Here is a 25,927-nt window from a genome sequence, read left to right as displayed (position 1 = left end):
CCCCCCGGCGTTTGACCACGGTCAGCCCAGGTTCCTGCGCCGAACGAGCCGGCCTGCGAGAATGCGCCCATGCAGATCGGCCCCTACCGCATCGACCCGCCGGTGGTGCTGGCCCCCATGGCCGGCGTCACCGACAAGCCGTTCCGGATGCTGTGCAAGCGTCTGGGCGCGGGCCTGTGCGTCTCGGAAATGACCACCAGCGACCCGCGCTTCTGGAACACGCCGAAGTCGCTGCGACGCATGGACCACGTCGGCGAACCGGAACCCGTCTCGGTGCAGATCGCCGGCACCGAGCCCAGCCAGCTCGCCGAGGCCGCGCGCTACAACGCCGCGCATGGCGCCGAACTCATCGACATCAACATGGGCTGCCCGGCGAAGAAGGTCTGCAACGTCGCAGCGGGCTCGGCCCTGCTTCGCGACGAGGCGCTGGTGGCGCGAATCCTCGAGGCGGTGGTCGGCGCGGTGGACGTGCCGGTGACGCTGAAGATCCGCACCGGCTGGTGCCGCGAGACGCGCAATGCGCTCACCATCGCGCGCATCGCGGAACAAAGTGGCATCGCCGCGCTGACCATCCACGGCCGCACGCGCAACGACTTCTACGAGGGCGAGGCCGAATACGCCACCATCGCGGCGGTGAAGTCCGCCGTTCGCATCCCGGTGATCGCCAACGGCGACGTCACCTCCCCGCGCAAGGCGAAAGCGGTGCTCGAGGCCACTGGCGCCGATGCGGTGATGGTGGGCCGCGCGGCGCAGGGCCGTCCGTGGATCTTCCGCGAGATCACGCATTACCTCGCCACCGGCACCGAGCTACCGCCGGTGACGCTGGCCGAGGTGCGCGACGTGCTGATCGGCCACCTCGAGCACCTGCACGCGTTCTACGGCGCGCCGCAGGGCGTGCGCATCGCCCGCAAGCACCTCGGCTGGTACGCGAAGGACCATCCCGAGCAGGCCGCCTTCCGCACGGTGGTGAATGCCGCCGAGACCGGCGAGCGGCAGATCGCCCTGACGCGCGACTACTTCGACGCGCTGGTCGCCGGCGTCGCGCCGGACTTCGCCTCCGCGGCCTGAGCCGCCGCCGCGACGCGCTCAGCGAAGGGCGTGCCGGGGATGGGCTCGCCGAGCCATACACGGCGCCAAAGGCCGACCAATTGGCCCTCGCGAACCCGCGGCTGTTCGATCTGGCGGTTGTCCGCTGGCACCCACGCTCCGGCCTCGCGACGCCCCACTGCATGGGTGAAGAAAAACGTGGGGTGCTGGCCCATGCGCAGGTCGCCGAGGCGCAGTTCGCCATCGACGACGTCGGCACGCTGGAAGCCTTGCGAGAACCAGAGCAGGCGCTGCACGGCCCACAGGTCGCCCGCCTCCTCCAACAGGCGTCGATCGAAGCGATGGGCGATGAAATCGATCGGCCCGCGATCGGCCACCAGCGAGCGCTCGCCTTCGAGGTAGCCCTCCGGGGTGAGCACCACGATGCGCCACGCCAGCGTGGTGAACGGCATCGCGACGACCAGGCGCGGTGCGTCCGCATGCGGCGTGCCGCGCAGGCTCTCGGCGGCGATCGCATCGACGCGCTGCTGGGCCACGAGGCTCCAAGCCGCGTAGCCCGTGCTCAGCGCCAGACCGAGCGCCACGGCCGTCCCGCCGCGACGCGCTTCACCGGCGATGGCGGCGACGAGGACGGCCACCAGCAACGGCACGGTATAGAGCGGGTCGATGATGAACAGGCTGCCGCCCATCACCGGCGGCGTCGTGAGCGGCCAGAACAGCTGCGTCCCGTAAACGGTGAGGGCATCGAGCAAGGGGTGCGTGACCAGCGGCAAGAGGATCGCCCAGCCCCAAGACCGGGGCGCTTCGCGCACGGGAGGCCAGAACCGGCGCAACACGGCCCACAGCAGCAGCGCAACGATCGGCAGCACGAACAGCGAGTGGCTGAAGCCGCGGTGGAAGGTCATGTTGCTGACCGCATCGCCGTAGTCGATCAGCACGTCGAGGTCGGGCAGCGTGCCGAGGGCCGCACCGACGAGGAGCGCCTTGCGGCGATGGCGGGCGGGCACGCAGGCCGCGGCGACGGCGGCGCCGAGGACGAGTTGGCTCAAGGAATCCATGCGACAAGCGTAGGCACGATCCGTGGGCGCGGGGTGAGCGCTGCCACGTTTGGTTCAGCCAGCGGCGTTCCTCGACCGGTTCAGGCGGCTTCGTGGAGCGGCTCGGGCGCAGCCGCGCGGGCAGGCACCTCGCGGCGCTCGTCGATCCAGCAGACCTTGGGCCCGAGGCGCTTCAGCGTTTCGCCACGGTGGTCGAGCAGGCGCAGCGTGCCGTCGCGGTCTTCCACCAGCGCCGTGAGGCTCTCCACCCAGTCGCCGTCGTTGGCGTAGACGAGGCCATCGCGCTCGAACAGCGCCGGGCGATGGATGTGGCCACAAACGATGCCGTCGAGGCCGCGGCGACGCACGTCATCGAGCCCTGCCTCGATGAACCGCGCGATGTAGCGCTCGGCCGCGCCGCTCTGGCGCTTCAGGAAATCCGCCAGCGACCAGTAGCGCAGCCCCAAGCAGCGACGCAGCGCGTTGGCGATGCGGTTGCCGGTGAGGATGCGCTCGTACAGCCAGTCGCCGAGTTCCTCCTGGAACCCGCCGAACTGCGTGGCGCTGTCGTAGTCGTCGCCATGCACCACCAGCAGGCGGCGGCCGTCGGCCGTGGTGTGGATCACGCGGCGACGCACGCTCATGCGCGGCAACATCAAGCCACAGAAGCGACGGATCGGCCGGTCGTGGTTGCCGGGCACGTAGATGAGCTCGGTGCCTGCGGCGCGCAGCCGATGCAGGGCTTCGACCACGTGGTTCTGCCCGTGGCCCCAGGCCGCGCGTTTGGCCGACATCCACCACAGGTCGACGATGTCGCCGACGAGGTAGAGGCGCTCGACGTCCAGCGTGCCCAGGAAGGCCGCCAGCTCTTCGGCGTGGCAGTGCTTCGAACCGAGGTGCACGTCGGAGACGAACGCGGCGCGGCGGCGGGTCATGCGGTGATCTCCCCGGCGATGTAGCGCTGGAACTTCTTTGGCTTGATGCGCTGCAGGTCGACCTCGATCAGGCCGTCCACGCAGTTGGCGAAGTCCGGATCGACCCCGAAGGCGAGGAAGCGCGCGCCGCCCGGCTCGCACAGCTCCGTGTACTGCTTGTAGAGCACCGGCACCTTGGCCCCGAGGGCGTCGAGGTTGGCGCGCAGCACCCGGAAGCTCTGTTCGGCGTCCAGCCCGCGGTAGCAAGGGGCGTCGGCGAGGAACTGGAAGGGCCGCCGAGCACGCGCGGGCGGCGCGGCCTCGACCGGGGCCAGCACGCCCGGTGCGCCGTAATGCTGGCCGTAGTAGGCCACCAGCTGCTCGCGCGCCGCGATCGGCAGCTCGGCGCTGATCGACACCGGGCCGAACAGATAGCGCACGTCCGGGTGCGCGCGCAGGTAGGCGCCGATGCCGATCCACAGGTAGTCGAGGCTGCGCGAGCCCCAGTAGGCCGGCGCCACGAAGCTGCGGCCGAGCTCCATGCCTTGGGCGACATGCGCCTGCGCCTCCGGCCCGAAGTCGAACAGGCTGGCGGTGTACAGGCCCTTCAGCCCGCGCGTGGCAAGCATGTCCGCACCGCGGCAGACGCGGTAGGCGCCGGCGATCTGCAGTGCGTCGGCGTCCCACAGCACGATGTGCTCGTACCAGGTGTCGTAGGCATCGACATCGATGGCTCGGCCCGTGCCCTCGCCCACCGCACGGAAGCTTTGCTCGCGCAGGCGGCCCAGCTCGCGCAGCAGCAGGCTGTCGGCGCGCAGGCGACCGACGCGGATCTGCTTGCCGTCCGGAGTGCGGCCGAGCTCGCGCATGGCGAGGATCTCGGCCCGCAGCGCACCGCGATCGACCGCGTGCGCCAGCGGCATCGGACCGGGCGGCGCCGTCTCCTTGCGGGTGCCGATGGCCTGGAGGGCTTGCCGCATCGACGCCAGCGCCTTGGCGGTGTCGAGGCTTCCGCCTTCGATGGCCTCCGCATCGATGTGCCGCGGCAGGCCGATGCGCAGGTCGATGCGCAGGCCGCGCGCCTTGAAGATCTCGCGCGGCAGCAAGGCCGTGCCGACCGGCTTGTACAGGCTGGAAAGGCCGTAGAACAGCGCGGAGTTCTTCGCCTTGATGCGCACCGGCAGCACCGGCGCGCCGCTCTCGCGCGCGAACTTCACGAAGCCGGCGCGCCAGCGGCCATCCTGCACGCCGCGCCAACCGAAGCGCGCCACCTCGCCGGCCGGGAAGACGATGACCGCCTGCTCCGCCTCGAGCGCGGCCGTAACGGCTTTCAGGCTCTCCGCGCTCGGCTTGCCCCCGAGGATGCGCAGCGGCAGGAGCAGCTCGCGGAGGCCTTCGAATTCCATCAGGAAATCGTTGGCGAGGATGCGCACGTCGCGGCGGACCGTGCCGACCAGATGCAGCAGCGCCAGCGAATCCAGTGCCCCCAGCGGGTGGTTGGCGACGATGATCAGCCGGCCCGTCTGCGGGATGCGACCGCGCTCGACCTGGTCGACCGTGTAGCGCGTGCCGAAGTGGTCGAGGACGCCTTCGACGAAATCGAAGCCGGTGCGGTGGCCATTCGCCGCCAGCCAAGCGTTGATGTCGTCGAGCTTGCCGAACTGCGCGATCGAGCGCGCAAGGCCCTGCGCAAGGACCGCCTTGGGCCCCTCGAACCAGTGGGGGTAACGTTCAACGAGGCGCTGTTCGAGCTGGATCACCCTGGGGGGCTCCGCGGTGGTTTGCGCAATGCTGGCGACCCTTCGCGACGTCCTCGTTTCCTTGCGGTTTCATCCGCGTGACTCGATCCCGGCGAACCACGGCGCACCGAGGCCGACGCGTCGCACCCGCTTAACCATCGGCAACGCGTCCGGGACCAAGATGCACCCCGGGGCGCGGGGGTGTATCATCCGCCGCCCATCTTTCCATCCGAATCAAGGGATATAAGACGAAATGAGCAGCTACCTCTTCACCTCGGAGTCGGTGTCGGAAGGCCATCCGGACAAGATCGCCGACCAGATCTCCGATGCCGTGCTCGACGCGATCATCGCGCAGGACCCGCGCGCCCGCGTCGCCTGCGAAACGATGGTGAAGACCGGTGCGGCCATCGTCGCCGGTGAAGTCACCACCTCCGCGTGGGTCGACATCGAGGCGCTCGCGCGCAACGTCATCAATGGCATCGGCTACAACAATTCCGAAGTCGGCTTCGACGGCCACACCTGCGCGATCATCAACATGCTCGGCAAGCAGTCGCCGGACATCAACCAGGGCGTCGACCGCAAGAAGCCGGAAGAACAGGGCGCGGGCGACCAGGGCCTGATGTTCGGCTACGCCTGCGACGAAGCCCCGGAGTTCATGCCGGCGCCGATCTACTACTCGCACCGCCTGGTCGAGCAGCAGGCCAAGGTCCGCAAGAGCGGCAAGCTGAAGTGGCTGCGTCCGGACGCGAAGTCGCAGGTCACCCTGCGCTACGACGGCAACACCATCCTCGGCCTCGACGCCGTGGTGCTGTCGACGCAGCACGACGAGGGCGTGAAGCAGAAGGACATCATCGAAGGCGTCATCGAGCACATCTTCAAGCCGGTGCTGCCGAAGGAGTGGCTCGCGAAGCTGCCGAAGTCGAAGATGCACATCAACCCGACCGGCAAGTTCGTCATCGGCGGCCCGGTGGGCGACTGCGGCCTGACTGGCCGCAAGATTATTGTTGATTCCTACGGTGGCATGGCGAGGCACGGCGGTGGTGCGTTCTCGGGCAAGGACCCGTCGAAGGTCGACCGTTCGGCCGCCTACGCGGCGCGCTACGTCGCCAAGAACATCGTCGCCGCCGGCCTCGCCCGCAAGTGCGAAGTGCAGGTCTCGTACGCCATCGGCGTGGCCGAGCCGACCTCGATCTCGGTGACGACGTTCGGCACCGGCGTGGTCGATGACGCCGTCATCGAGAAGCTGATCCGCGCCAACTTCGACCTGCGCCCGTACGGCATCACCAAGATGCTGGACCTCGAGCACCCGATCTACCAGGCCACCGCCAGCTACGGCCACTTCGGCCGCAAGCCGAAGGAAGTGACCTACACGGGCGCCGACGGCAAGAAGAAGACCGCCACCGCCTTCTCGTGGGAGAAGACCGACCGCGCGGAAGCGCTGAAGGACGCGGCGGGCCTCAACAAGGCCGGCAAGGCGAAGTCGAAGAAGAAGTAAGGCCGGCGCGGCGAACGCCGCCCTGCCCCGCAAGACCCGACGGCCCGCGCAAGCGGGCCGTCTGCTATTCGGCCGCCGCCCGCGCCAAGCCCGAAACGACCCCCAACGACGCTTCACCCGCCACCTGCGGCACACCGGCAAACACCTCGCTCGCCAACGCGCGCAGCAAGGGCGAGCGCGACATGCCGCCAGTCAGCACGACGGCATCGGGTGCGCCGCGCTCGTCGCGGATCTGTTCCAACAGCGCGCGCATGCGACGCAGCGGCGCTTCGGCGGCTTCGGCCAACTGCTCTCGAGTGGCCTCCACACCGAGACCGGTCTCGATCCAATCCAGAGCGAAGGCTGCCGCACCGGCGTCACTCAGCCGCACCTTCAAGCCCTCGATGTCGCGATGCAGGCGCGTGGGTGCACCCTCGGCCTGCAGGGCCATCAATCGCGAGCGGAAGGGCTCGGGCGCTTCGTCGTAATCGTGTTTGCGAAAACTGCGCTGGCGCGGAAGGTCCTGCACCATCGCGGCTTCGACGAAATGATGGTTGGGCACGCGGCTCAAGCCGCGACCGAACAGCGGCATGGCGCGATCCAAGCTCAGGGCCAGATCGAAATCGGTGCCGCCCAAGCCCACGCCCCAGCTGCCCAGAATCCTTGGCGCTTCGGCGCCGCCCAACTCGCCCCAGGCGATATCCGTCGTGCCACCGCCGATATCGAAAACCAGGGCCGTGTGTCGCTTCGCGCTCGCCGCATGGTGCTGGAGCGCGGCCGCCACGGGTTCTTCCAGAAACGCCACGGCCTCGAAACCGGCCACCGCCGCAGCCTCCCGCAGCAAGGCCAAGGCCTGCACTTCGCCGGCCTCGCCCATGGAGCTGCGGAAGTGCACCGGCCGGCCCAACACTGCTTCGCGCACCTCGGTGCCGAACTGTGCGCTCGCTTGCTCGCGGATATGCCCGAGAATGCGCGCGCAAATCGCCGCGATGGTGTCCTTGGCCCTCGGATGCAACTGGTAGCCCAGCATGGACTTCGGCGATTCGACCAAGTGGCCGTCGCCTTCCAGCAGATAGGCCTCAATCGCCTCGTCGCCAAACAGCGCCTCGGCCACTTGGCTTGCCGTGGCCACCGAGCCGTCGCGGTGTCGCCGCACGCTGTCGCCATCGGGCATGTGCTCGGGGAAGTACACGGCCGTGCGGAACTGCTGCGCATCGCCGAAGCGCACAGGCCGGAGCTTGCCTTCAATGCATGCCGCCGCAGCGGAATAGCTGGTGCCAAAATCAATGCCGATCCGCATCCGGGAAGTGTAGCGGGCCTCAAGGGCTGGCAGGCCGGGCTTCATGCGACCGTCGCCGAGTGGCGGTAAACTGCGCCCGCTCCCGCCAAGGGGCGCTGCATGCCAGGCGCAAGGCCCGGCTCAGGCTTGGCGGATGTTCCCGACCGGAACAGGCCTAACGAAAACCGCGCCCGATTTGCCACCACCGCACCGCGCACCGCGCGGACGCAAATCCCGGAGAACCCAATGAACGCTGTCGTGAACCTCCCCGTCGACTACAAGGTCGCCGACATTTCGCTGGCCGATTGGGGCCGCAAGGAAATCGACATCGCCGAGCAGGAAATGCCCGGCCTGATGTCGATCCGCCACAAGTACGCCTCGGCCAAGCCGCTGAAGGGCGTGCGCGTGACCGGCTCGTTGCACATGACGATCCAGACCGCCGTGCTGATCGAGACGCTGAAGGACCTTGGCGCCGACGTGCGCTGGGCCTCGTGCAACATCTTCTCGACCCAGGACCATGCCGCCGCCGCCATCGCCAAGTCGGGCACGCCCGTCTTCGCGTGGAAGGGCGAGACGCTCGAGGAGTACTGGGACTGCACGCTGGACGCCATCACCTTCCCGGGCGGCAAGGGCCCGGAGCTGGTCGTCGATGACGGCGGCGACGTCACCCTGCTGATCCACAAGGGTTACGAGCTCGAGAAGGGCGACACCACGTGGGTCAACTCGCCCTCGGGCTCGCACGAGGAGCAGGTGATCAAGGACCTGCTGAAGCGCGTCGCCAAGGAGCGTCCGGGCTTCTGGACCACGGTGGTCAAGGACTGGAAGGGCGTCTCGGAAGAGACCACCACCGGCGTGCACCGCCTGTATCAGATGCTCGAGGCCGGCAAGCTGCTGGTCCCGGCCATCAACGTCAACGACTCGGTCACCAAGTCGAAGTTCGACAACCTCTACGGCTGCCGCGAGTCGCTGGCCGATGGCCTGAAGCGTGCGATGGACGTGATGCTGGCCGGCAAGGTCGCGGTCGTCTGCGGCTACGGCGACGTCGGCAAGGGCTCGGCCCACTCGCTGCGCGCCTACGGCTGCCGCGTGGTGGTCACCGAGATCGATCCGATCAACGCCCTGCAGGCCGCGATGGAAGGCTTCGAGGTCAACACGGTCGAGAACACCCTCGGCCGCGGCGACATCTACGTGACGACGACGGGCAACAAGGACGTCATCACGCTCGAGCACATGCAGCAGATGAAGGACCAGGCCATCGTCTGCAACATCGGCCACTTCGACAACGAGATCCAGATCGACCGCCTGAACAGCTCGGGTGCCGTCCGCCTGAACATCAAGCCGCAGGTCGACAAGTACACCTTCGCCAAGGGCAACGCGATCTTCATGCTGGCCGAAGGCCGCCTGGTGAACCTCGGCTGCGCCACCGGCCACCCGAGCTTCGTCATGTCGAACTCGTTCTCGAACCAGACCCTCGCGCAGATCGACCTGTGGGCCAACAAGGACACTTACGAGAAGAAGGTCTACATCCTGCCGAAGAAGCTGGACGAGGAAGTGGCCCGCCTGCACCTCGAGAAGATCGGCGTGAAGCTGACCACGCTGACCGCCGAGCAGGCCGCGTACCTCGGCGTCGACGTCGAAGGCCCGTACAAGCCCGAGCACTACCGCTACTGATCGCGCGCCCCGGTTCGCCGGGGCTTGCCTTCGATGCACGCGACGGCGCCTTCGGGCGCCGTCGTCACGTCCCGCCCCATCCACCGTCTTCCGGAAGCCTCCTGACGCCATGAATGAGTCCGACTGGAACCGCGAACTCTTCCAACAGTCTGGCCTGGTGCCGAACAAGACGCAGCCCCCGTTCGTCCGGACGATGCCGCCACGGCATCCGGAAACCGACGAAGGAGGCGACTACGACCAGCGCAGACTGGCCTGCTACGAGGCTGCGCTTGGCCCAGCGGATGTCTCGCTGCGAGCCACGTCCGGCATGCCAGCCATCGACGTGCATCGCTTCCCGCCGACCGAAGCCCGGCCGTATTGGGTTTGGATCACCAGCGGCATGTCCGACTTCCCGCAGGACACCGAGCAAGGCCCGATACGGACGGAGCTGGTGACGTTCTCGCTCCGACCTGAGGAGCAGACAGCTCGCTTGCTGGCCGACCTTGCGTTGTTTCCGTTCCGGGCCGGCACCCACCTCGGCGTGTTCCACACACTGGCCCTGGCCGACGGCATGCTGCCGCCAGGCTTCAACGGTGTGCTGTTTCTGCCGCCCTTGCATCTCCAGTCGATCGACGGGTTGAGCTTCGCTGCAGCGGAACGGGCGTCCCTCCTGCATGTCCTGCCCGTCACCGGCGAGGAACTCACGAGACTTCGCGCGCAGGACGATGCGGCGATCCGCTTTGGGAAGGCGCTGGGGCCCGGCACCGACACTTGGCTTTTCGATCGCGTCGCCTCTGGTCAGCCTTCGAGCTGATGCCGAGCGGCCGCACTTCTTCGCCAATCCAGTACCAGCGGCTGCTCAGCTGATCGCCACAACGCGATTCCGCCCCGCCGCCTTCGCTTTGTAAAGCGCCGAATCCACTTCGCGGTACAGGGCATCGCCGTCGCGATGCTTCTTCGGGTCGAGGGCGCCGATGCCGATGCTGGCGGTCACGTTGAAATCGCTGCCGTCGGGCAGCGAGAAGCGCAGGGCGTTGATGCGACGGCGAAGGTCTTCCGCCACGGCGAGCGCCTGCGCGGCGTCGATGTCGCGCAGGACCGCGCCGAACTCCTCGCCGCCCAAACGGGCCGGCACGCCGCGGACGGCTTCGACGGCGCCCCGCAACGCCTCGGCGACGCCGATGATCACGCGATCGCCGGCCACGTGGCCGAAACGGTCGTTCACCTGCTTGAAGCGGTCGACGTCGAGCACCAGCAGCACTACGCCGGCCTCGCGGCTGGCGGTGGCGGCATCGAACACGGTCTGGAAATGGCCGCGGTTGGCGAGGCCGCTCAGTGCATCGACGCGGCTCAACCGCACGTAGCGATCGCGCTCGGTGCGCAGCTCGATCTCGAGGTCGAGCTTGGCCTCGTACTCGCGGTTCGAACGGATGATCACCGCGACCAGGAAGAGCAGGTTCACCGACATCATCAGCAGCAGGCCGTTGTATCCGCCCTCAAGGGCGATCGCCGCCATCGTCGGCAGCATCATCAGCGCGACGCCGGTGAAGGCCTGTGCCCGACGCACCGCATAGAGCTGGGAATAGGCGGTCGCGAGGGACACCACGCCGAGCGCCGTGATCATCCGTGACGCCGCGAAGGCCGGGTCGATCCACGCCCAGCAGCACAAGGCGCCCCAGAGGCCGGCCATGCTCAGCAGGAGCGCCCACAGGCGATGCTGCACGCGGTCGGCGGCCTCGGTATCGGGGAGCGTCGGACTCGGCAGGAAGCGCAGCGCGCCCAGCAGGCCGAGGGCGAGACCGCCCGCCAGCACCCAGGGCAGCCGCAGGGTCAGCGCTTCGCTGTACAGGACGATCAGCGTCCACGAGAACACGTAGAACACGCCCCCGAGGAGGGAGCGCTCGCGCAGGTCGGCCACGCGCTGTCGCGCCGAGGCAAGCGTCGCCGCCCGCCGGAGTGCGGTGATCGTGGTCATGCGGGGGGGATTCATCGGCGGATTATCCGGCCTTTGCGGCCCCCCGTCCCCGAGAGGACGCGCATCCATCGCGGGCCGACACAGGAATTTCCAGACATCCTTTCATCGCGACAAAGCGATACACTTCGTGTCGACCCCGAACACCGCCCAGGACCGCCCTCCCGATGGCCGTTTCCTTCGAATTCTTCCCGCCCAAGACCGACGAACAGCGCCTTCAGCTCGACCGAACGGTCGAGAAGCTCAAGGCGTTCTCGCCGCGTTTCGTGTCCGTGACCTTCGGCGCGGGCGGCTCGACGCTGAGCTACACGCCCGAGACGATCCGCCACCTGCGCGAGCACCACGGCCTCGACGCCGCCCCGCACCTGTCCTGCGTCGGCGGCACGCGCGCTGAGATCATCGAGCTGCTGCGGCGCTACCAGGCCATGGGCTGCACGCGTCTCGTCGCGCTGCGCGGCGACCTGCCCTCGGGCATGGGGTCGCTCGGCGAGTTGCGCTATGCCGAAGATCTCGTGCGCCTGATCCGCGCCGAATTCGGCGAGGCCTTCCACATCGAAGTGGGCGCCTACCCGGAAGTGCACCCGCAGGCCGACGACGCGCTCGCCGACCTCAAGCACTTCGCCAGCAAGATGGCCGCCGGCGCCGACAGCGCGATCACCCAGTACTTCTACAACGCCGACGCCTATTTCCGCTTCGTCGACGCTGCGCGCTCAGCCGGGGTCACCCAGCCGATCCTGCCCGGCATCATGCCGATCTCGAACTACACGCAGCTCAAGCGCTTCTCCGAAGGCTGCGGCGCAGAGATCCCGCGCTGGTTCGGCAAGCGCCTCGCCGCCTTCGGCGACGACGTCGAAGGCCTGCGCAGCTACGCCGCGGACGTGGTGGCCGAGCTCTGCCGTCGCCTGCTGGCCGGCGGCGCACCCGAGCTGCACTTCTACACGCTGAACCTCGCAAAGCCGACGCTGGCCGTGCTGGAGCGCCTGCGCTAGCGTTCACGGGCCATGCCCGCCGCGCGCGCCCCGCTCCTCGCCAGCCTCCTGCTGCTCGCCCTCGGGCCCGACCCCACGCGGGCGCAGGCCGATCCCGGCGCGTTGAACCGCTGCGTCGACGCCGAGGGCAACGCCGTCTACACCGATCGCGCCTGCGAGGCGCTCGACGCCCGCCCGGCGCGCACGGCTCCGCCCAACCCCGACACCCTGCCCGCCGATGCGCCGGTGGCACGTGACTGCGCGCGCACCCCGGCGGCCCTGGTCATCGCCGTCGAAGAGGCGCTCGCCGCGGCCGACGGCAACCGGCTCGCCGCGCTCTACGACTGGCGAGGCCGCTCCGACGCCGCCGCGAACGTGGTGATGCCGCGCCTCGAAGCCATTGCGGCCTCGCGCTTCATCGAGGCCAGCACCGCCCACAGCGCCCAAGGCAGCGACGACGCCGAACTCGCGGCGGAAGCGGCGGAAGCACCGCCCGACCGGCTGCGCATCGTGCATTCGCCCGACGGCCTTGGCACCGGCGAAACCGCGGAATTCCGGCTGGTGCGCGCCGCGGGCTGCTGGTGGTTCGCCGACTGAGCCGGGCCTCGGAGCCACCCCCGCTACAATGTGGGTCCGATTCGCCCCGATGCGACTCGTTCCCTCTCCACTTTCCCGTTTCCCGAGGTCTCCGCGATGAGCCAGCAGTACCCGCCCTTCATCTGGCAGAACGGCGCCATCAAGCCCTGGGCCGAAGCCACCGTCCACGTGATGGCGCACGGCCTGCACTACGGCTCGTCGGTGTTCGAAGGCATCCGCAGCTACGCCACGCCGAACGGCCAGGCGATCTTCCGCCTCACCGAGCACCTGCAGCGCCTGTACGCCTCGGCGAAGATCTACGACATGCCGATGCCCTACGACGTGCCGACGCTGGCCCAAGCCTGCCGCGACGTCATCAAGGCGAACGGCCTCGAGAAGGCCTATCTGCGCCCGATCGCCTACCGCGGCCTCGGCGGCTTCGGCCTGTCGGCCGACACGCCCACCGACATGGCGATCGCTGCATGGCACATGGGCCCGTATCTCGGTGCCGACGTGCTCGAAGCGGGCATCGACGCCTGCGTGTCCTCGTGGCAGCGCTTCGCCCCGAACACCATCCCGGCCGGCGCCAAGGCCGGCGGCAACTACCTGTCGGGCCAGCTGATCGCGCGCGAAGCCCGCCGCCTCGGCTTCGGCGAAGGCATCGCCCTGGCCAGCACCGGCCTGCTCAGCGAAGGCGCCGGCGAGAACCTCTTCCTGGTGATGAACGGCGAGCTGCACACCACGCCGGTGTCGGCGGCGCTGCTCAACGGCATCACGCGCAACACGCTGATCACGCTGGCGCAGGACGCCGGCATGAAGGTGGTCGAACGCGACATCCCGCGCGAGTACCTCTACCTCTGCGACGAGCTCTTCATGTGCGGCACGGCCGCCGAAGTGACGCCGATCCGCAGCGTCGATGGCCGCCAGGTCGGCGCCGGCAAGCCCGGCCCGGTGACGCGCCGCATCCAGGACCTGTTCTTCGGCCTGTTCGATGGCCGCACGAAGGACACCCGCGGCTGGCTCGAGTACGTCTGATCCCCGTGACAACGCAGCGCGCCCCTCGCGGGCGCGCTGGACTCAGCCTTCGCTCTGGCCGTAGACCAGGGTCGCCACTGCACCGCCTTCGGGCCGCGGCGCGACGCCCACGTCCCAGCCGTACAGGTCGCACAGGCGGCTGACGATGGACAGGCCGATGCCGCCACCACTGGTGCCCCCCGCACTGCTGCCGCGGTAGCCGCGTTCGAACAGGCGCGCGGCATCTTCCGCGGAGAGTCCCGGGCCGGTGTCGAACACCCGCACCTGCTCCGCCGACACCTCGATCCGCACCTCGCCCTGCTGGGTGTACTTGCAGGCATTGCCGACGAGGTTGCCCAGCGCCACCGCCAGCACGGCTTCCGGTGCATCGACGTAAACGTCTTCCAATCCTTCCACCCGGATCTCGACCGGCTTGCCGGTGAGCTGCGCCCGATTGGCTTCGGCGAGCTGTCCCGCGAGCTTGCGCATGTCGGTGTGGCCGCGGCCGCGCTCGTTGCGCGACAGCATGAGCAGGGCGACGGTGAGGTCGGTGCACTGCTGCGCCGCGCGATCGATGCGCTGCAAGCGCGTGCGGGTCTTCTCGTCGAGCTCGGGCTTGGCGAGCAGCAGCTCCGCCGCGCCACGGATCACCGCGAGCGGCGTGCGCAGCTCGTGGCTGACATCGGCGTTGAACTCGCGATCGCGGCGGTTGGATTGGCTCAGGCGGTCGGCGTAATCGTCGAAGGCCGCAGCGAGCTGGCCGACTTCGTCATCGGCGAAGCGCTCGGCGAGGCGCTTGCGATCGCGGCTGTCGCGCAGGTCGCCGATGCGTCGCGCCAGTTCCGAGACCGGCTTCATCACGCGGCGCGACGACCACAGGCCGAGCACCAGCGACAGGAAGGAGAACACCAGCACCGCGCCCACCAGCGCATAGGCCAGCTGACGCTGGCTCAGCGCCTCCTGCTGGTAGCTGTAGCGCATGAAGGCAACGAACTCGCCGTCGCGCTGAACGGCCAGCTTGTAGTGGCGCGTGCCGCCGCGCGCGGTCGGCTCGACGAGGTCGTGCACGCCATCCGGCAGGTTGCGCCAGGTGGGTGGCGTGTTCGGGCCATCGGGGCGCCGGTAGTAGATCTCGATCTTGTTGTCCGAGAGCTGGTACTGCGCGTCGGGCTGCGGGTAGTCGCGCTTGAACTGCACGAAGGCGGCGACTTCCTGCGTGAGGAAATCGCCGATCAGCTGGTTCTCGAGGCGCTCGCGCAGGTACAGGGTGGCGAGCGCGAAGGTGGCCGTCAGGGCGAAGCCGAGCAGGCCGAAGGAAACGATCAGCCGGCTTCGCAGACGGCGCCGGTAGCGCATCGCCAAGGGCTCAGCCCGCCGCCGCTTCCGGGTCGGCGATGCGGTAGCCGATACCGTGGCGCGTCTGGATCAGCGGCTTGTCGAAAGGCTTGTCGATGGCCGCGCGCAACCCGTGGATGTGCACGCGCAGCGAGTCGGAATCCGGCAACTCCTCGCCCCAGACGCGGGTTTCGAGGTCCTGGCGCGGCACGACCGCCGGGGACGCTTCCATCAGGCCCTGCAGGATCTTCAGTGCCGTCGGGTTGAGCTGCAGCAGCTTGCCCTGGCGGCGAACTTCCAGCGTGTCGAGATTGAACTCGAGGTCGGCCACGTGCAGCACGCGCGGCTGCGCGGCCTTGCCGCGGCGCGCGAGCACCTGCAGTCGGGCTTCGACTTCCTGCAGCGCGAAGGGCTTGACGAGGTAGTCGTCGGCGCCGGCGTCGAAACCGGTGAGCTTGTGGTCGAGCGAGTCGCGCGCGGTGAGCATCAGCACCGGCGTCTGCTTGCGCGCGTCCTGGCGGAGACGGCGGCAGAGCTCGAGGCCGTCCATGCCCGGCAGGTTGAGGTCGAGCACCAGCGCGTCGAAGTCGTTGACCACGGCGAGGTGCAGGCCGGTGACGCCATCAGCGGCGAAGTCGACGGTGTGGCCGCGGTCCTCGAGGTAGTCGCCGAGGTTCGAGGCGATGTCGCGGTTGTCTTCGATGACGAGTACGCGCACGGGAATGTCCTACGACGGATGACTACGGAGGAATATCAGCAGTTGACTGAAGAACGGCTGAGTTTGGCGACAGTAGGGCCCAAGTTGCAGGCAAAAAGAAAGGCCCGGCCGGCACAGGTCATGTGCCGGCACGGGCCAAACAAGCTACTGCCCCGATTACCGTAATCCGCCTCAAGCGCCTGGGCGCTGACGGGAGTGACGGTCGGGGATAAGCCTAGGCCCGGCAAGGTTAAGTGTCCGTTAATCCGCTGGCCACGAAGGGTTAAGTTTTTCGAACTGCTCGCCGCCGGTTCGTTCTCATCGGCACCAGCGACAGCACGTGGTCGAGGATGGCACCCCCGATATCGACGCCGGAGGCCGCCTCGATCCCCTCCAGCCCCGGAGACGAGTTCACCTCCAATAGCAGCGGACCGCGGCGTGATCGCAGCAGATCGACGCCAGCCACACCCAGTCCAAGGTGCTGGGCGGCCTTCACGGCGACGGTTTCCTCCGCCTCGGTGAGGCGCACCAGGGCCGCCTTGCCGCCGCGGTGCAGGTTGGCCCGGAAGTCCCCCGGGGCGGCGTGGCGCTGCATGGCGGCCACCACCCGGTCGCCCACCACGAAGCAGCGCAGGTCGGCGCCTTTCGCCTCGCCGATGAACTCCTGCACGAGGAAGCTCGCGTAGAGGCCGCGGAAGGCTTCGATGACACTGCGCGACGCCGACTCGTTCTGCGCCAGCACCACGCCGCTGCCCTGCGTGCCTTCGTTGAGCTTCACCACATGCGGCGCCGGGCCGACCATGTCGAGCAGCGCCGACGTGTCGTCGGGGCTGTCGCCGAAGGCGGTCACCGGCAGGTCGATGCCCACGGCGGCAAGGGTCTGGTGGCAGCGCAGCTTGTCGCGCGCACGAAGGATGGCGTCGGCGCTGCTCGGCGTGGCCACGCCCATCAGTTCGAACTGGCGCAGTACCGCCGTGCCATGGAACGTCACCGAGTGGCCGATGCGCGGGATGACCGCGTCGAACTTCGGCAGCACGGCGCCCTTGTAGCGCACCTCGAAGGCGCCGGGCGCCACGCGCAGCGCGCAGCGCAGCGGGTCGAGCACACGCACTGTGCAGCCACGCTCGCGGGCGGCTTCGACCAGCCGCTGCGTGGAGTACAGCGCGGGATTACGCGACAGGAGGGCGATCTTGGTCGGCATCGGGTTCACCCAGGACGAAGGAGCGCTGCGGATCGACGAGGAAGCGTCCCGCCATCGCGGTACGGCCCAGCAGCATCGGGAACAGCATGTTCCGCCGCTGCGACAGGTTGATTTCGATCGGCCACGCCTCGCCCGCGAGGTGCAGCGTGGTGTGGATGAAGATGCGTTCGGTGCGGTGGCCACCGGAGTCGGTGACCATCCGGCGATCGAGCACGGGCGCTTCAGCCCATTCACCGTCGAGGGCGGAGTCGAACACGCCATCGCTGCCGAGGTGGAAGCGCACCCATTCGACATCGCCGCGGAAGGCCGTCTCGATGGCATCGACATGCAGGGCCGAGCTGCGCGCCCCGGTGTCCACCTTCGCGCGGATCGCGCGGATGCCAAGGTCGGGAAGGGCGAGCCATTCGCGCCAGCCGAGCACCACGGAGGTCGCAGGATCGGGCATGGGCGGGTTCGGGGGCGAGGTGGAGCGGGTGATGGGAATCGAACCCACGTTCACAGCTTGGGAAGCTGTTGTCTTACCATTAGACGACACCCGCGACGGAGCCGATTATGGGCACTGGCGCGCTCGCACTGCAACGCAGGCCCATCGATGCAGATCCATCTCAACGGCGAATCCCGCACGGTCGATCCGGCCATGACGCTCGCAGCGCTGCTGGAGCAGGCCGGCCTCGCGGGCCGCCGCGTTGCGGTCGAGGTCAACAGCGCCATCGTCCCCCGCGGCCGCCACGCCGAACACCGGCTCAACGACGGCGACCGCATCGAGATCGTGCACGCCCTCGGCGGCGGTTGACGCGCCATAATGGCGCGATGACGACCCCCGCCCCGCACGCCGCCCGCCGCGACGACCCGTTGGTCATCGCCGGCACGACCTACCGCTCGCGCCTGCTCACCGGCACGGGCAAGTTCACCGACCTCGACGAGACCCGCCGCGCCACCGAGGCCGCCGGCGCCGAGATCGTCACCGTCGCGATCCGCCGCACGAACATCGGGCAGAACGCCAACGAGCCGAACTTGCTCGACGTGCTGCCGCCGGACCGCTACACGATCCTGCCGAACACCGCCGGTTGCTACAGCGCCGACGACGCGGTGCGCACCTGCCGCCTCGCCCGCGAACTGCTCGACGGCCACAAGCTGGTGAAGCTCGAGGTGCTGGGCGACCCGAAGACGCTGTACCCGCACATGCCGGAGACGCTGAAGGCCGCCGAGATCCTCGTCGCCGACGGCTTCGACGTGATGGTGTACTGCACCGACGATCCGATCCAGGCCAAGCGCCTCGAGGAGATCGGCTGCGTCGCGGTGATGCCGCTGGCCGCGCCGATCGGCTCGGGATTGGGCATCCAGAACAAGTGGAGCCTGCTCGAGATCGTCGACAACGCGAAGGTACCGATCCTCGTCGATGCCGGCGTGGGTACGGCTTCGGATGCGGCCGTGGCGATGGAGCTGGGTTGCGACGGCGTGCTGATGAACACCGCGATCGCCGGAGCGCGCGACCCCGTGCTGATGGCCTCGGCGATGCGCAAAGCCGTCGAAGCCGGCCGCGAGGCCTTCCTCGCCGGCCGCATCCCGCGCAAGCGCTACGCCTCGGCCTCCTCGCCCACCGACGGCCTGTTCTTCTGATCGCCGTGGAGCCGAAGACGCTCAAGAAGCCGTTCACCGAAGTGCCGGGGCAGCGCCAGGTGCGCAGCTTCGTGCTGCGCCAGGGCCGGCTCACCCAGGGCCAGGAGCGCGCGTTGGAAGACCAGTGGCCGCGCTTCGGGCTCGACTACATCGGCACCGTGCGCGATTTCGACGCCGCTTTCGGGCGCGCGGCGCCGCTGGTGCTGGAGATCGGTTTCGGCAACGGCGAGCAGCTGCTGTTCGCCGCGCAGAACGAGCCGGCGAAGAACCTCGTCGGCCTCGAAGTGCACGCGCCCGGGGTCGGCCGCCTGCTGCAGGGCGCGGCGGAGCTCGGCGTGACCAACCTCAAGGCCTACTGCCACGACGCCGTGGAAGTGCTGCACCACGAAGTCGCCGACGGCAGCCTCGACGAAGTCCGCATCTACTTCCCCGACCCCTGGCACAAGAAGCGCCACCACAAGCGGCGCCTCGTACAGCCGGAGTTCGTCGCGCTGCTGGCGCGCAAGTTGAAGCCCGGCGGCCTGCTGCACCTCGCGACCGACTGGGAGGACTACGCCCACCAGATGCTCGAGGTCTGCGGGGCGGAACCGGCGCTGCGCAACCGAGCAGGGGTCGGCAGCACGATCGAGCGCCCGCAATGGCGGCGGCAGACGCACTTCGAGACCCGCGGCCTGAAGCTCGGGCACGGCGTCTGGGACCTGCTCTTCGAGCGCATCGGCTGAGGACGGCAACGCATGGAGAACTCCGCCCTCGCCCTGAGCACCGACATGGTCGTCGTGCTGGGCTTGGTCGGGTTCACCATGGCGATGTTCATGCTCGAGCGCATCCGCGCCGACGCGACGGCCCTCGTGGTGCTGGTGGCCCTCGGTCTCTTCGGCATCGTGCCGGCCAGCCGCCTGTTCGACGGATTCTCGGGCAACGCGGTGATCAGCCTGATGGCCACCATGGTGCTCGGCGCCGGCCTCGACCGCACCGGCGTGCTGAATCGCGTGGCGGTCAACCTGCTGCGCTGGTCGAAAGGGATGGAATCCCGACTGCTACTGCTGGGCTCGGGCTTCGCGGCCCTGCTCTCGGCCTTCATGCAGAACCCCGCCGTGACCGCGCTCATGCTGCCGGTGGCGTCGCGGCTCGCCGGCCGCACCGGCATCGCGCTGTCGCGGATGCTGCTGCCAATCGCCGCAGCGGTGATCATGGGCGGCACGCTGACGATGGTCGGCAACTCGCCGCTGATCCTGCTCAACGACCTTTTGGCTTCCGCCAACCGCAACCTGCCGCCGGGCGTCGCCGCACTCGACCCGCTGCCGATGTTCGCGCCCTTGCCGATCGGCCTGTTGCTGGTGGCAACCGCCCTCGCCTACTGGCATTTCGGTGCGAAACGCTGGCTGCCGGATGACGCACTGAAGGGCGTCGCGCCCGCACGAACCGACAGCTATTTCGCGCAGACCTACGGCATCGCCGGCGAGCTGTACGAACTGACGCTCACCGCCGACAGCCCACTGGTCGGAATGTCGGTCGGCGACGCCGAACAGCAGCGCGACGCGCCGCTCTTCCTCGCGCTGGTCACCGGCAACGAAACGCGCCTCGCCCCGCCGGCCGACGAACGCCTGTGGGTGGGCAGCGTCATCGGCGTGATGGGCGACAAACAGGCCATCCACGACTATGCGCAGAAGAATCTGTTGCGCGTCTCGCACCGTCTCCGGCATTTCGCCGACCTGTTCAACCCCGCGCGTGCCGGCATCTCCGAGGCCGTGATCCCCCCCACGTCCACCTTCGTGGGACGCCGTCCGGACGAGCTGCGCCTGCGCAAGCGCGCGGGCATCAGCCTGCTCGCCATCAACCGCGAAAACCAGGTGTGGCGGGAGGACATCCGCCGCATCCCGCTGCGCGCCGGCGACCTGCTGGTGTTCCACAGCGTCTGGACCGACCTCGCCCAGGCCGCGGAGTCGCGGGATTTCGTCGTCGTCACCGACTACCCCACGGCCGAGCAGCGGCCCCACAAGCTGTGGTGGGCGGTGGGCATCTTCATCACCACGATGTTCTTCGCCTTCAGCACCCTGGTGCCCGTGCCGCTCGCGCTGATGGCGGGCGCCGCCGCGCTGCTCGTCACCGGCGTGCTCGACATGGACGAGGCCTACCAGGCGATCAGCTGGAAGACCGTGTTCCTGATGGCCTGCCTGATCCCGCTGGGTTGGGCCATGGACTCGACCGGCGCCGCGAACTGGATCGCGCAACACACGCTGGCGCGGCTCGGCGAGGGCACCCCGGTGTGGGCGCTGGAGTTGGCGCTGGGCCTGCTGACCGCCCTGTTCGGCCTGGTCGTGGGCAATGTCGGCGCCACCGTCATCATGGTGCCGATGGCCATCAACCTGGCCCTCGCAGCCAACGGCAACCCGGCCGCCTTCGCCCTGATCGCCGCCCTGTCAGCCTCGAACAACTTCCTGTCCGCGTCCAACCCGGTGCTGGCGATGGTGGCCGGCCCCGCCGGCTACACGGCCCGCGACTACCTGCGCACCGGCCTGCCCCTGATGCTCGCCTACCTGCTGATCACGGTCGGGGCCGTGAACCTGCTCATCCCCGTGTTGTCCTGAAGGTAACGACGCGGGCGTTCTCCATGATATGGTCGTGAAACCGACGTGAAGTCGTCAGACCGGAGGGCGGCCGTGGTGCGCAAGCTCAGCGATCGATTGCGACGTGCCGAAGTGCTGCTCCTGGGCGGTGGCGCCGCCGCAGCCAGCGTGCTGCTTCTGGCGAACGCCGGGGACGACCTGCGCCACCTCATCGCCGGCCCGACATTGGGCCCTCATGCCGCGATCTATGGGCTGAAGCTGATGCTGATGGAGGCCGCCCTGCTGGCGCCGTTCATCGTCCTCGCCCTGCTCAGCCGCTCGCTGCTGCGCGAAACCACGCGCCATCGCTATCGCTGGGCCGGCATGGGCATCTCCTTGGCCGCCAGCGTCGGCGTCGTGGCCATGCTGGTCTCCGGGCTGATCCCGGTGGAACTGGAAGAAGCGATGGACACCCTGCTCGGCAACGTGGTGCCGGCCCTGGTGTTCCTCAGTGTCTGCGCCCTGCTCTACGGCGGATTGATCTGGCTGGCCCAGCACAGCCGGCTGGAGGCCTTCATGACGCCGCCTGACGCACCTTCCAACCGTTCGCCGCAGGACTGACCTCAAGCGGAGCCAGTCGCCCGCCGCGTCCCGGGCCGTCGACGCAGGCTCCGTCGTCCAGCGAGAACTGGGCCCCGTGGGCGGCACAGACCAGCCGTCCGCCGTGCATCAGGAATTTCCCGGGCGCATAGTCGAGCCGCCGGCCGGCATGCGGGCAGACGTTGTGCCAGACCTGCAAAGCCTCGCCGCGACGCAGCGCCAGCGCGGACACGGGCTCCCCGCCGATCTCGAGCTCCAAGGACACCAGGACGCCTTCCGGCACCGTCGCCGGCTCGATTAACGCTTCGCTTACGTCCTGACCCATCCCTGCCTCCATACTCGGCGCCCCGCCCAGTGTCGCATTTCGGACATGCCCGGAATTTTCGCTCGATTGCACCGCCTCCGTCCCACGCGTCCCCGCAACCCGCTGCTGCGCATCGGCTTCGCCCTGCTGGGCGTGGCCTTCCTGCTCGTCCTGCTGGTGGGCGGCGTTTTCGTCGGCCTCGGCATGCTGGCCTTCCGTGCCGCCCAGCGCCTGATGCGCGCCCGCAAGGCCAAGGCCCCGGGCGACGTGCTCGAGGCCGAGTACCGCGTGGTCGCCCCGCGCGCCGTGCCGCAGGCCCGATGAGGGCCGACCTGTTCCCGGCACCGCCGGTGCCGCGCGTCCCCTTCGCCGGGCGCGACCAGGATTTCCCCGTCCACCGGATCTACTGCGTCGGTCGCAACTTCGCCGACCACGCCAAGGAAATGGGCGCCCCGGTGGAGCGCGGCACGCCGGTGATCTTCATGAAGCCCGCCGACGCGGTGCACCTGCACCCGCGCCTGCCCTTTCCGTCCGGCACCCAAGACCTGCACCACGAGGTCGAAATGGTGGTGGCCCTGGGCCGCGACGCCGACGGCCCGTTGGCGCCCGGCCAAGGCCTTGGGCTCGTCTGCGGCTACGGCGTGGGGCTCGACCTGACGCGCCGCGACCTGCAGGCCATCGCCAAGGACAAGCGCCTGCCCTGGGATGTCTCGAAGGGCTTCGACGCCTCCGCGCCGGTCTCGGCGCTGCGCCACGTGGACGACATCGGCCATCCCGCGCCGGACACCGCCCTGTGGCTCGAGATCAACGGCGAGCGCCGCCAGGCCTCGACGCTGGGCGAGATGATCTTTGGCGTGGACGATGTGCTGGTGCACCTCTCGACGCTGTTCCGCCTGCGCGCGGGCGATCTCCTCTTCATGGGCACGCCGGCCGGCGTGGCCGCGCTGCATCCCGGCGACCGCTATCGCGCGGTGCTCGAAGGCATCGCGGACCTGGGCGGCGAAATCGTTTGACCCGCCGCCCCCCGACGTAGCATCAAGCCGCTGCCCCGGCAGCCCCACCTTCACTCCTGCGGAGCATTCGTCATGGGCATGGTGTCCGAGTTCAAGGAATTCGCGATGCGCGGCAACGTCGTCGACCTCGCGGTCGGCGTCGTGATCGGCGGCGCGTTCGGCAAGATCGTCTCCAGCCTCGTCAGCGACGTGATCATGCCGCCCATCGGCTGGCTGATCGGCGGCGTCGATTTCTCCGCACTCAAGTGGGTGCTCGTGGAGCCGATCGCGGCGACCGCCACGGCGCCGGAAATCAAGGAAGTGGCCATCAACTACGGCCTTTTCATCAATTCGGTCGTGCAGTTCACCATCGTCGCCTTTGCGATCTTCATGGTGGTCAAGGCAATCAACCGCCTGCGCGCCCCGGCGCCGGCCCCGGAACCCGCCGGGCCGAGCGACGAAGTGAAGCTGCTGACCGAAATCCGCGATGCGCTGAAGTCGCGTTGACGGCAGAATCGATTCGCCCGATCGACCCTCGACGCCGGCCCCGTGCCGGCGTCGCCTTTTCCGGAGTGCCCATGCGCCAGTCCCTGCTTGCCCGCCGCACGCTGTCCCCGTCGCCCCCGCCGCGCGCCGCACTGCTGCCTTTGGCCTTCGCGCTGTCGCTGGCGCTCGCCGGCACCGTGGCCGCGCAGCAGGCCGACGGCGCGACCGGCCTCGACGCCGACGACCTGCGCACCGCGGAGACGCTGCGCGATGCGGCGCTGGGCGGCAGCCCGGCCTTCGACATCGTCGATGAGCTCACCACCACGATCGGCCCGCGCCTCGCCGGCACCGAGGCCGACCACCGCGGCGTCGCCTGGGCGGAAGCGAAGATGAAGGCGCTGGGCTTCGACAAGGTGTGGCGCCAGCCGGTGAGCTTCCCCTACTGGCTGCGCGGGCACGAATCCGGCGCGATCGTCGGCGCGCATGCGCAGCCGCTCGAAGTGACCACGCTCGGCGGCTCGGTGGGCACGAACGGTGCGCCGCTCGAAGCCGAGGTCGTGGCCTTCCCGGACCTGGCCGCGCTGCAGTCCGCGCCGGACGGCAGCCTCGAGGGCAAGATCGCCTTCGTCGCCTACCGCATGGGCCGCGCTCGCGACGGCTCCGGCTACGGGCCGGCGGTGGGCGCACGCAGTGGTGGTGCCGCCATCGCCGCGCGCAAGGGTGCCTCGGCGCTCCTGATCCGCTCCATCGGCACCAGCTCGCAGCGCTTCGCGCACACGGGCCAGATGCGCTATGCGGAGGACGCGCCGAAGATCCCGGCCGCCGCGCTCTCCAGCCCTGACGCCGACCAGATCAGCCGCCTGATCGCGCGCGGCGAAACCGTGCGCGTGCGCCTCGACCTCGCGGCGGTCACCGCCGGCATCGGCCAGAGCTGGAACGTCATCGGCGACGTCACCGGCCGCGAGACACCAGAGGAATTCGTCGTCATCGGCGGCCACCTCGATTCCTGGGACCAGGGCACGGGCGCGCTCGACGACGGCGCCGGCGTGGCGATCACCATGGCCGCGGGCGCGGCGATCGCTTCGCTGCCGGAAGCGCCGCGTCGCAGCGTGCGCGTGATTGCGTGGGCTGCTGAAGAGAACGGCCTGCTCGGCGCGCGCGAACACGCGAAGCAGGTCGGTGCCGACTGGCCCCGTTACCAGATTGCGGCGGAAAGCGACTTCGGCGCCGGGCGCATCTACGCGCTGCGTTCGAGCACGTCGCCGGAAGCGAAGCCAGTGATCGACGCGATCGGCCGCGTACTCGCACCGCTCGGCATCGCCACCGAATACGGCGTGGGCGGCCCGGGCCCTGACGTCGGGCCGCTGGTGATGCTCGGCGTGCCGTGGGGGCAGCTGGCGCAGGACGGCACGGATTACTTCGACTACCACCACACGCCGGACGACACGCTCGACAAGATCGACCCGAAGGCGCTGGACCAGCAAGTGGCGGCCTATGCGGCCTTCGCCTACCTCGCCGCGGAAACGACGGTGGACTTCGGCGAAGCGCAGAAACCGGCGACGCCGCCGCCGGCGGACGCGCGACGGGATGGCGCCGCGCGCTGAATGAAGCGCGCGGCATCAGCGCCGCGCGCGGATCACCCAGAGGCCGAACAGGGCCTCACCTGGCGCATCGACGCGGCACAGCTGCGCCTCGCGGAAGCCGGCCGCGCGCAGGCGGCCCAGCACGGCCCAGCCGAAGCGATGGAAGCACGGCACCCGCCCGCCTAGCGGGTCGGCGTGCCACTCCTCGGGGCCCGACCACTCGAGGACATCGCCCTCGCGCAGCGTCGCGAGGCGGCGGTCGGTCTCGGTGTTCTCGTCGAATGGCGCAGTCGCCACCAATACGCCACCGGGTCGCAGCACGCGCGCGCACTCGGCGAATGCCGCGTCGACCTCGTGGATGTGTTCGAACACATCGAGGCAGACCACGGCATCCCACGATGCGCTGCAAAACGACAGGGCGAGAAGGTCCTCGTGCGCCGCGGCGCCATGGCGGATCCACTGGCGCAGGCGTCGCAACCGCGGACGGCGTTCGGGATGGAACTCACTGGTTGCCACGTGCCGGGCTCGCTGGCGCAAACGCGGAATCAGCGGCGTGCCGTGCTCCGTCGCGTAGACGGCGGCCTCGAGCCCCAGTCCCTCGTGGTCGAGGACGGCCAGAGCGGCACGATTCCGCCCGGGCAGCCGGCAGCTCGGGCAAACGAGCCTTTCGCGATGGGTTTCGTCATCGACCTTCACCATCGGATCGATGCGGAACCGTCCGACACGACCACAGGCGCTGCAGCGCGCCTCGAAGCCCCCTTCGCGCGCCTTCCTCACCGCGGCCAAGCGCGTCCGGTAGGCCTCGTTGAAGCGTTCGTCCTCCGCGGTCCGAGTCGCCTGCCACGCGCCCCAACCGTCCCAGGCCTCGAAGGCGACCGAGGGGGCCATGCCCG

Annotated in this window: 27 protein-coding genes, 1 tRNA gene and 1 riboswitch; of the genes, 16 read left to right on the top strand and 12 right to left on the bottom strand. The window is 69.2% G+C overall.

Features of this window, described 5'->3' with window-relative positions; translation table 11 throughout:
- The first annotated feature begins 69 nt into the window (after positions 1-69).
- Positions 70-1,068 (top strand): tRNA dihydrouridine synthase DusB, encoded by a 999-nt coding sequence (gene dusB, locus O9255_RS14225; RefSeq protein WP_297867530.1) that lies wholly within the window; start codon positions 70-72, stop codon positions 1,066-1,068.
- Here the strand turns inward: dusB and O9255_RS14220 are convergent.
- From O9255_RS14220 to O9255_RS14210, 3 genes are all read right to left on the bottom strand, one after another.
- On the bottom strand, positions 1,014-2,105 hold the full coding sequence (locus O9255_RS14220; protein WP_297867529.1) for a metal-dependent hydrolase: 1,092 nt from the start codon (positions 2,103-2,105) through the stop codon (positions 1,014-1,016). The genes dusB and O9255_RS14220 overlap by 55 nt on opposite strands.
- An 80-nt stretch (positions 2,106-2,185) precedes the next feature.
- A complete protein-coding gene (locus O9255_RS14215; protein ID WP_297867528.1) occupies positions 2,186-3,019 on the bottom strand; it encodes a UDP-2,3-diacylglucosamine diphosphatase in 834 nt (277 codons plus the stop codon).
- A complete protein-coding gene (locus O9255_RS14210) occupies positions 3,016-4,758 on the bottom strand; it encodes a lysophospholipid acyltransferase family protein (RefSeq protein WP_297867527.1) in 1,743 nt (580 codons plus the stop codon). The genes O9255_RS14215 and O9255_RS14210 overlap by 4 nt, the downstream gene beginning before the upstream one ends.
- 232 nt (positions 4,759-4,990) lie before the next feature.
- Between O9255_RS14210 and metK the strand changes: the two genes are divergently transcribed.
- Entirely contained in the window at positions 4,991-6,232 is a 1,242-nt protein-coding gene (gene metK / locus O9255_RS14205; protein WP_297867526.1) for a methionine adenosyltransferase, read from the top strand.
- Between the two features lie 64 nt (positions 6,233-6,296).
- Here the strand turns inward: metK and O9255_RS14200 are convergent, their stop codons facing one another.
- On the bottom strand, positions 6,297-7,511 hold the full coding sequence (locus O9255_RS14200) for an Hsp70 family protein (protein WP_297867525.1): 1,215 nt from the start codon (positions 7,509-7,511) through the stop codon (positions 6,297-6,299).
- An 81-nt stretch (positions 7,512-7,592) separates the two neighbouring features.
- A riboswitch (S-adenosyl-L-homocysteine riboswitch) is annotated at positions 7,593-7,690 on the top strand.
- Between the two features lie 46 nt (positions 7,691-7,736).
- Here O9255_RS14200 and ahcY point away from each other — a divergent pair.
- Positions 7,737-9,161, top strand: coding sequence for an adenosylhomocysteinase (ahcY, locus tag O9255_RS14195; protein ID WP_297867524.1), 1,425 nt, complete (start codon positions 7,737-7,739; stop codon positions 9,159-9,161).
- A gap of 109 nt (positions 9,162-9,270) precedes the next feature.
- Positions 9,271-9,954, top strand: coding sequence for a suppressor of fused domain protein (locus O9255_RS14190; protein ID WP_297867523.1), 684 nt, complete (start codon positions 9,271-9,273; stop codon positions 9,952-9,954).
- Positions 9,955-9,999: 45 nt separating this feature from the next.
- Here the strand turns inward: O9255_RS14190 and O9255_RS14185 are convergent, their stop codons facing one another.
- On the bottom strand, positions 10,000-11,130 hold the full coding sequence (locus O9255_RS14185; RefSeq protein ID WP_297867522.1) for a GGDEF domain-containing protein: 1,131 nt from the start codon (positions 11,128-11,130) through the stop codon (positions 10,000-10,002).
- Between the two features lie 149 nt (positions 11,131-11,279).
- Between O9255_RS14185 and metF the strand changes: the two genes are divergently transcribed.
- The 3 genes from metF (at position 11,280) to O9255_RS14170 (ending at position 13,691) form a co-directional block, all read left to right on the top strand.
- On the top strand, positions 11,280-12,101 hold the full coding sequence (gene metF, locus O9255_RS14180; protein WP_297867521.1) for a methylenetetrahydrofolate reductase [NAD(P)H]: 822 nt from the start codon (positions 11,280-11,282) through the stop codon (positions 12,099-12,101).
- Positions 12,102-12,113: 12 nt separating this feature from the next.
- Positions 12,114-12,677, top strand: coding sequence for a hypothetical protein (locus tag O9255_RS14175; RefSeq protein WP_297867520.1), 564 nt, complete (start codon positions 12,114-12,116; stop codon positions 12,675-12,677).
- A gap of 96 nt (positions 12,678-12,773) precedes the next feature.
- On the top strand, positions 12,774-13,691 hold the full coding sequence (locus O9255_RS14170; protein WP_297867519.1) for a branched-chain amino acid transaminase: 918 nt from the start codon (positions 12,774-12,776) through the stop codon (positions 13,689-13,691).
- 42 nt (positions 13,692-13,733) lie between these two features.
- Here O9255_RS14170 and O9255_RS14165 read toward each other — a convergent pair whose 3' ends face one another.
- The 5 genes from O9255_RS14165 to O9255_RS14145 all read right to left on the bottom strand — a co-directional run bounded on the left by O9255_RS14165 (position 13,734) and on the right by O9255_RS14145 (position 17,442).
- Positions 13,734-15,026 carry a HAMP domain-containing sensor histidine kinase gene (locus tag O9255_RS14165; protein ID WP_297867518.1) on the bottom strand — a complete coding sequence of 431 codons (1,293 nt, stop codon included), beginning with the start codon at positions 15,024-15,026 and terminating at the stop codon, positions 13,734-13,736.
- A gap of 10 nt (positions 15,027-15,036) precedes the next feature.
- Entirely contained in the window at positions 15,037-15,723 is a 687-nt protein-coding gene (locus O9255_RS14160; protein WP_297867517.1) for a response regulator transcription factor, read from the bottom strand.
- A 262-nt stretch (positions 15,724-15,985) separates the two neighbouring features.
- Positions 15,986-16,903, bottom strand: a complete 918-nt coding sequence (gene rimK, locus O9255_RS14155; protein ID WP_297867516.1) for a 30S ribosomal protein S6--L-glutamate ligase — start codon at positions 16,901-16,903, stop codon at positions 15,986-15,988.
- Positions 16,872-17,348, bottom strand: a complete 477-nt coding sequence (locus tag O9255_RS14150; RefSeq protein WP_297867515.1) for a RimK/LysX family protein — start codon at positions 17,346-17,348, stop codon at positions 16,872-16,874. The genes rimK and O9255_RS14150 overlap by 32 nt, the downstream gene beginning before the upstream one ends.
- A 20-nt stretch (positions 17,349-17,368) precedes the next feature.
- Positions 17,369-17,442 (bottom strand) — tRNA-Gly (locus O9255_RS14145).
- 53 nt (positions 17,443-17,495) lie between these two features.
- On the opposite strand from O9255_RS14145, the gene thiS reads away from it, so the two are divergent.
- The 5 genes from thiS to O9255_RS14120 all read left to right on the top strand — a co-directional run bounded on the left by thiS (position 17,496) and on the right by O9255_RS14120 (position 21,690).
- Positions 17,496-17,696: a sulfur carrier protein ThiS gene (gene thiS / locus O9255_RS14140; protein WP_297867514.1), complete on the top strand. Its 201-nt coding sequence runs from the start codon at positions 17,496-17,498 to the stop codon at positions 17,694-17,696.
- A 17-nt stretch (positions 17,697-17,713) separates the two neighbouring features.
- Positions 17,714-18,523 carry a thiazole synthase gene (locus O9255_RS14135; RefSeq protein WP_297867513.1) on the top strand — a complete coding sequence of 270 codons (810 nt, stop codon included), beginning with the start codon at positions 17,714-17,716 and terminating at the stop codon, positions 18,521-18,523.
- A 5-nt stretch (positions 18,524-18,528) separates the two neighbouring features.
- Entirely contained in the window at positions 18,529-19,245 is a 717-nt protein-coding gene (gene trmB / locus O9255_RS14130) for a tRNA (guanosine(46)-N7)-methyltransferase TrmB (RefSeq protein WP_297867512.1), read from the top strand.
- A 12-nt stretch (positions 19,246-19,257) separates the two neighbouring features.
- Positions 19,258-21,111 (top strand): SLC13 family permease, encoded by a 1,854-nt coding sequence (locus O9255_RS14125; protein ID WP_297867511.1) that lies wholly within the window; start codon positions 19,258-19,260, stop codon positions 21,109-21,111.
- A 72-nt stretch (positions 21,112-21,183) separates the two neighbouring features.
- Positions 21,184-21,690 (top strand): hypothetical protein, encoded by a 507-nt coding sequence (locus O9255_RS14120; protein ID WP_297867510.1) that lies wholly within the window; start codon positions 21,184-21,186, stop codon positions 21,688-21,690.
- On the opposite strand, the gene O9255_RS14115 is transcribed toward O9255_RS14120, so the two are convergent.
- Positions 21,644-21,994, bottom strand: a complete 351-nt coding sequence (locus O9255_RS14115) for a Rieske (2Fe-2S) protein (RefSeq protein WP_297867509.1) — start codon at positions 21,992-21,994, stop codon at positions 21,644-21,646. The genes O9255_RS14120 and O9255_RS14115 overlap by 47 nt on opposite strands.
- A 45-nt stretch (positions 21,995-22,039) precedes the next feature.
- On the opposite strand from O9255_RS14115, the gene O9255_RS14110 reads away from it, so the two are divergent.
- The 4 genes from O9255_RS14110 to O9255_RS14095 all read left to right on the top strand — a co-directional run bounded on the left by O9255_RS14110 (position 22,040) and on the right by O9255_RS14095 (position 25,055).
- The gene (locus O9255_RS14110) at positions 22,040-22,297 is read left to right on the top strand and encodes a hypothetical protein (RefSeq protein ID WP_297867508.1); all 258 of its coding nucleotides are present in this window, start codon (positions 22,040-22,042) and stop codon (positions 22,295-22,297) included.
- A complete protein-coding gene (locus O9255_RS14105) occupies positions 22,294-22,986 on the top strand; it encodes a fumarylacetoacetate hydrolase family protein (protein WP_297867507.1) in 693 nt (230 codons plus the stop codon). Before O9255_RS14110 ends, O9255_RS14105 begins: the two co-directional genes overlap by 4 nt.
- A gap of 72 nt (positions 22,987-23,058) precedes the next feature.
- Positions 23,059-23,472 (top strand): large-conductance mechanosensitive channel protein MscL, encoded by a 414-nt coding sequence (gene mscL, locus O9255_RS14100; protein WP_297867506.1) that lies wholly within the window; start codon positions 23,059-23,061, stop codon positions 23,470-23,472.
- Between the two features lie 71 nt (positions 23,473-23,543).
- Complete coding sequence (locus O9255_RS14095; RefSeq protein WP_297867505.1) at positions 23,544-25,055, top strand: M28 family peptidase; 1,512 nt, start codon at positions 23,544-23,546, stop codon at positions 25,053-25,055.
- A gap of 15 nt (positions 25,056-25,070) precedes the next feature.
- Here O9255_RS14095 and O9255_RS14090 read toward each other — a convergent pair whose 3' ends face one another.
- Positions 25,071-25,922, bottom strand: coding sequence for a class I SAM-dependent methyltransferase (locus tag O9255_RS14090; RefSeq protein WP_297867504.1), 852 nt, complete (start codon positions 25,920-25,922; stop codon positions 25,071-25,073).
- Between the last annotated feature and the right edge of the window lie 5 nt (positions 25,923-25,927).

Origin of the sequence: Silanimonas sp., assembly GCF_027530345.1 — a bacterium.
Taxonomy (GTDB): Bacteria; Pseudomonadota; Gammaproteobacteria; order Xanthomonadales; family Xanthomonadaceae; genus Silanimonas.
The sequence above is the reverse complement of the archived record's forward strand: the minus strand, read 5'-3'. Positions and strand labels throughout refer to the sequence as shown.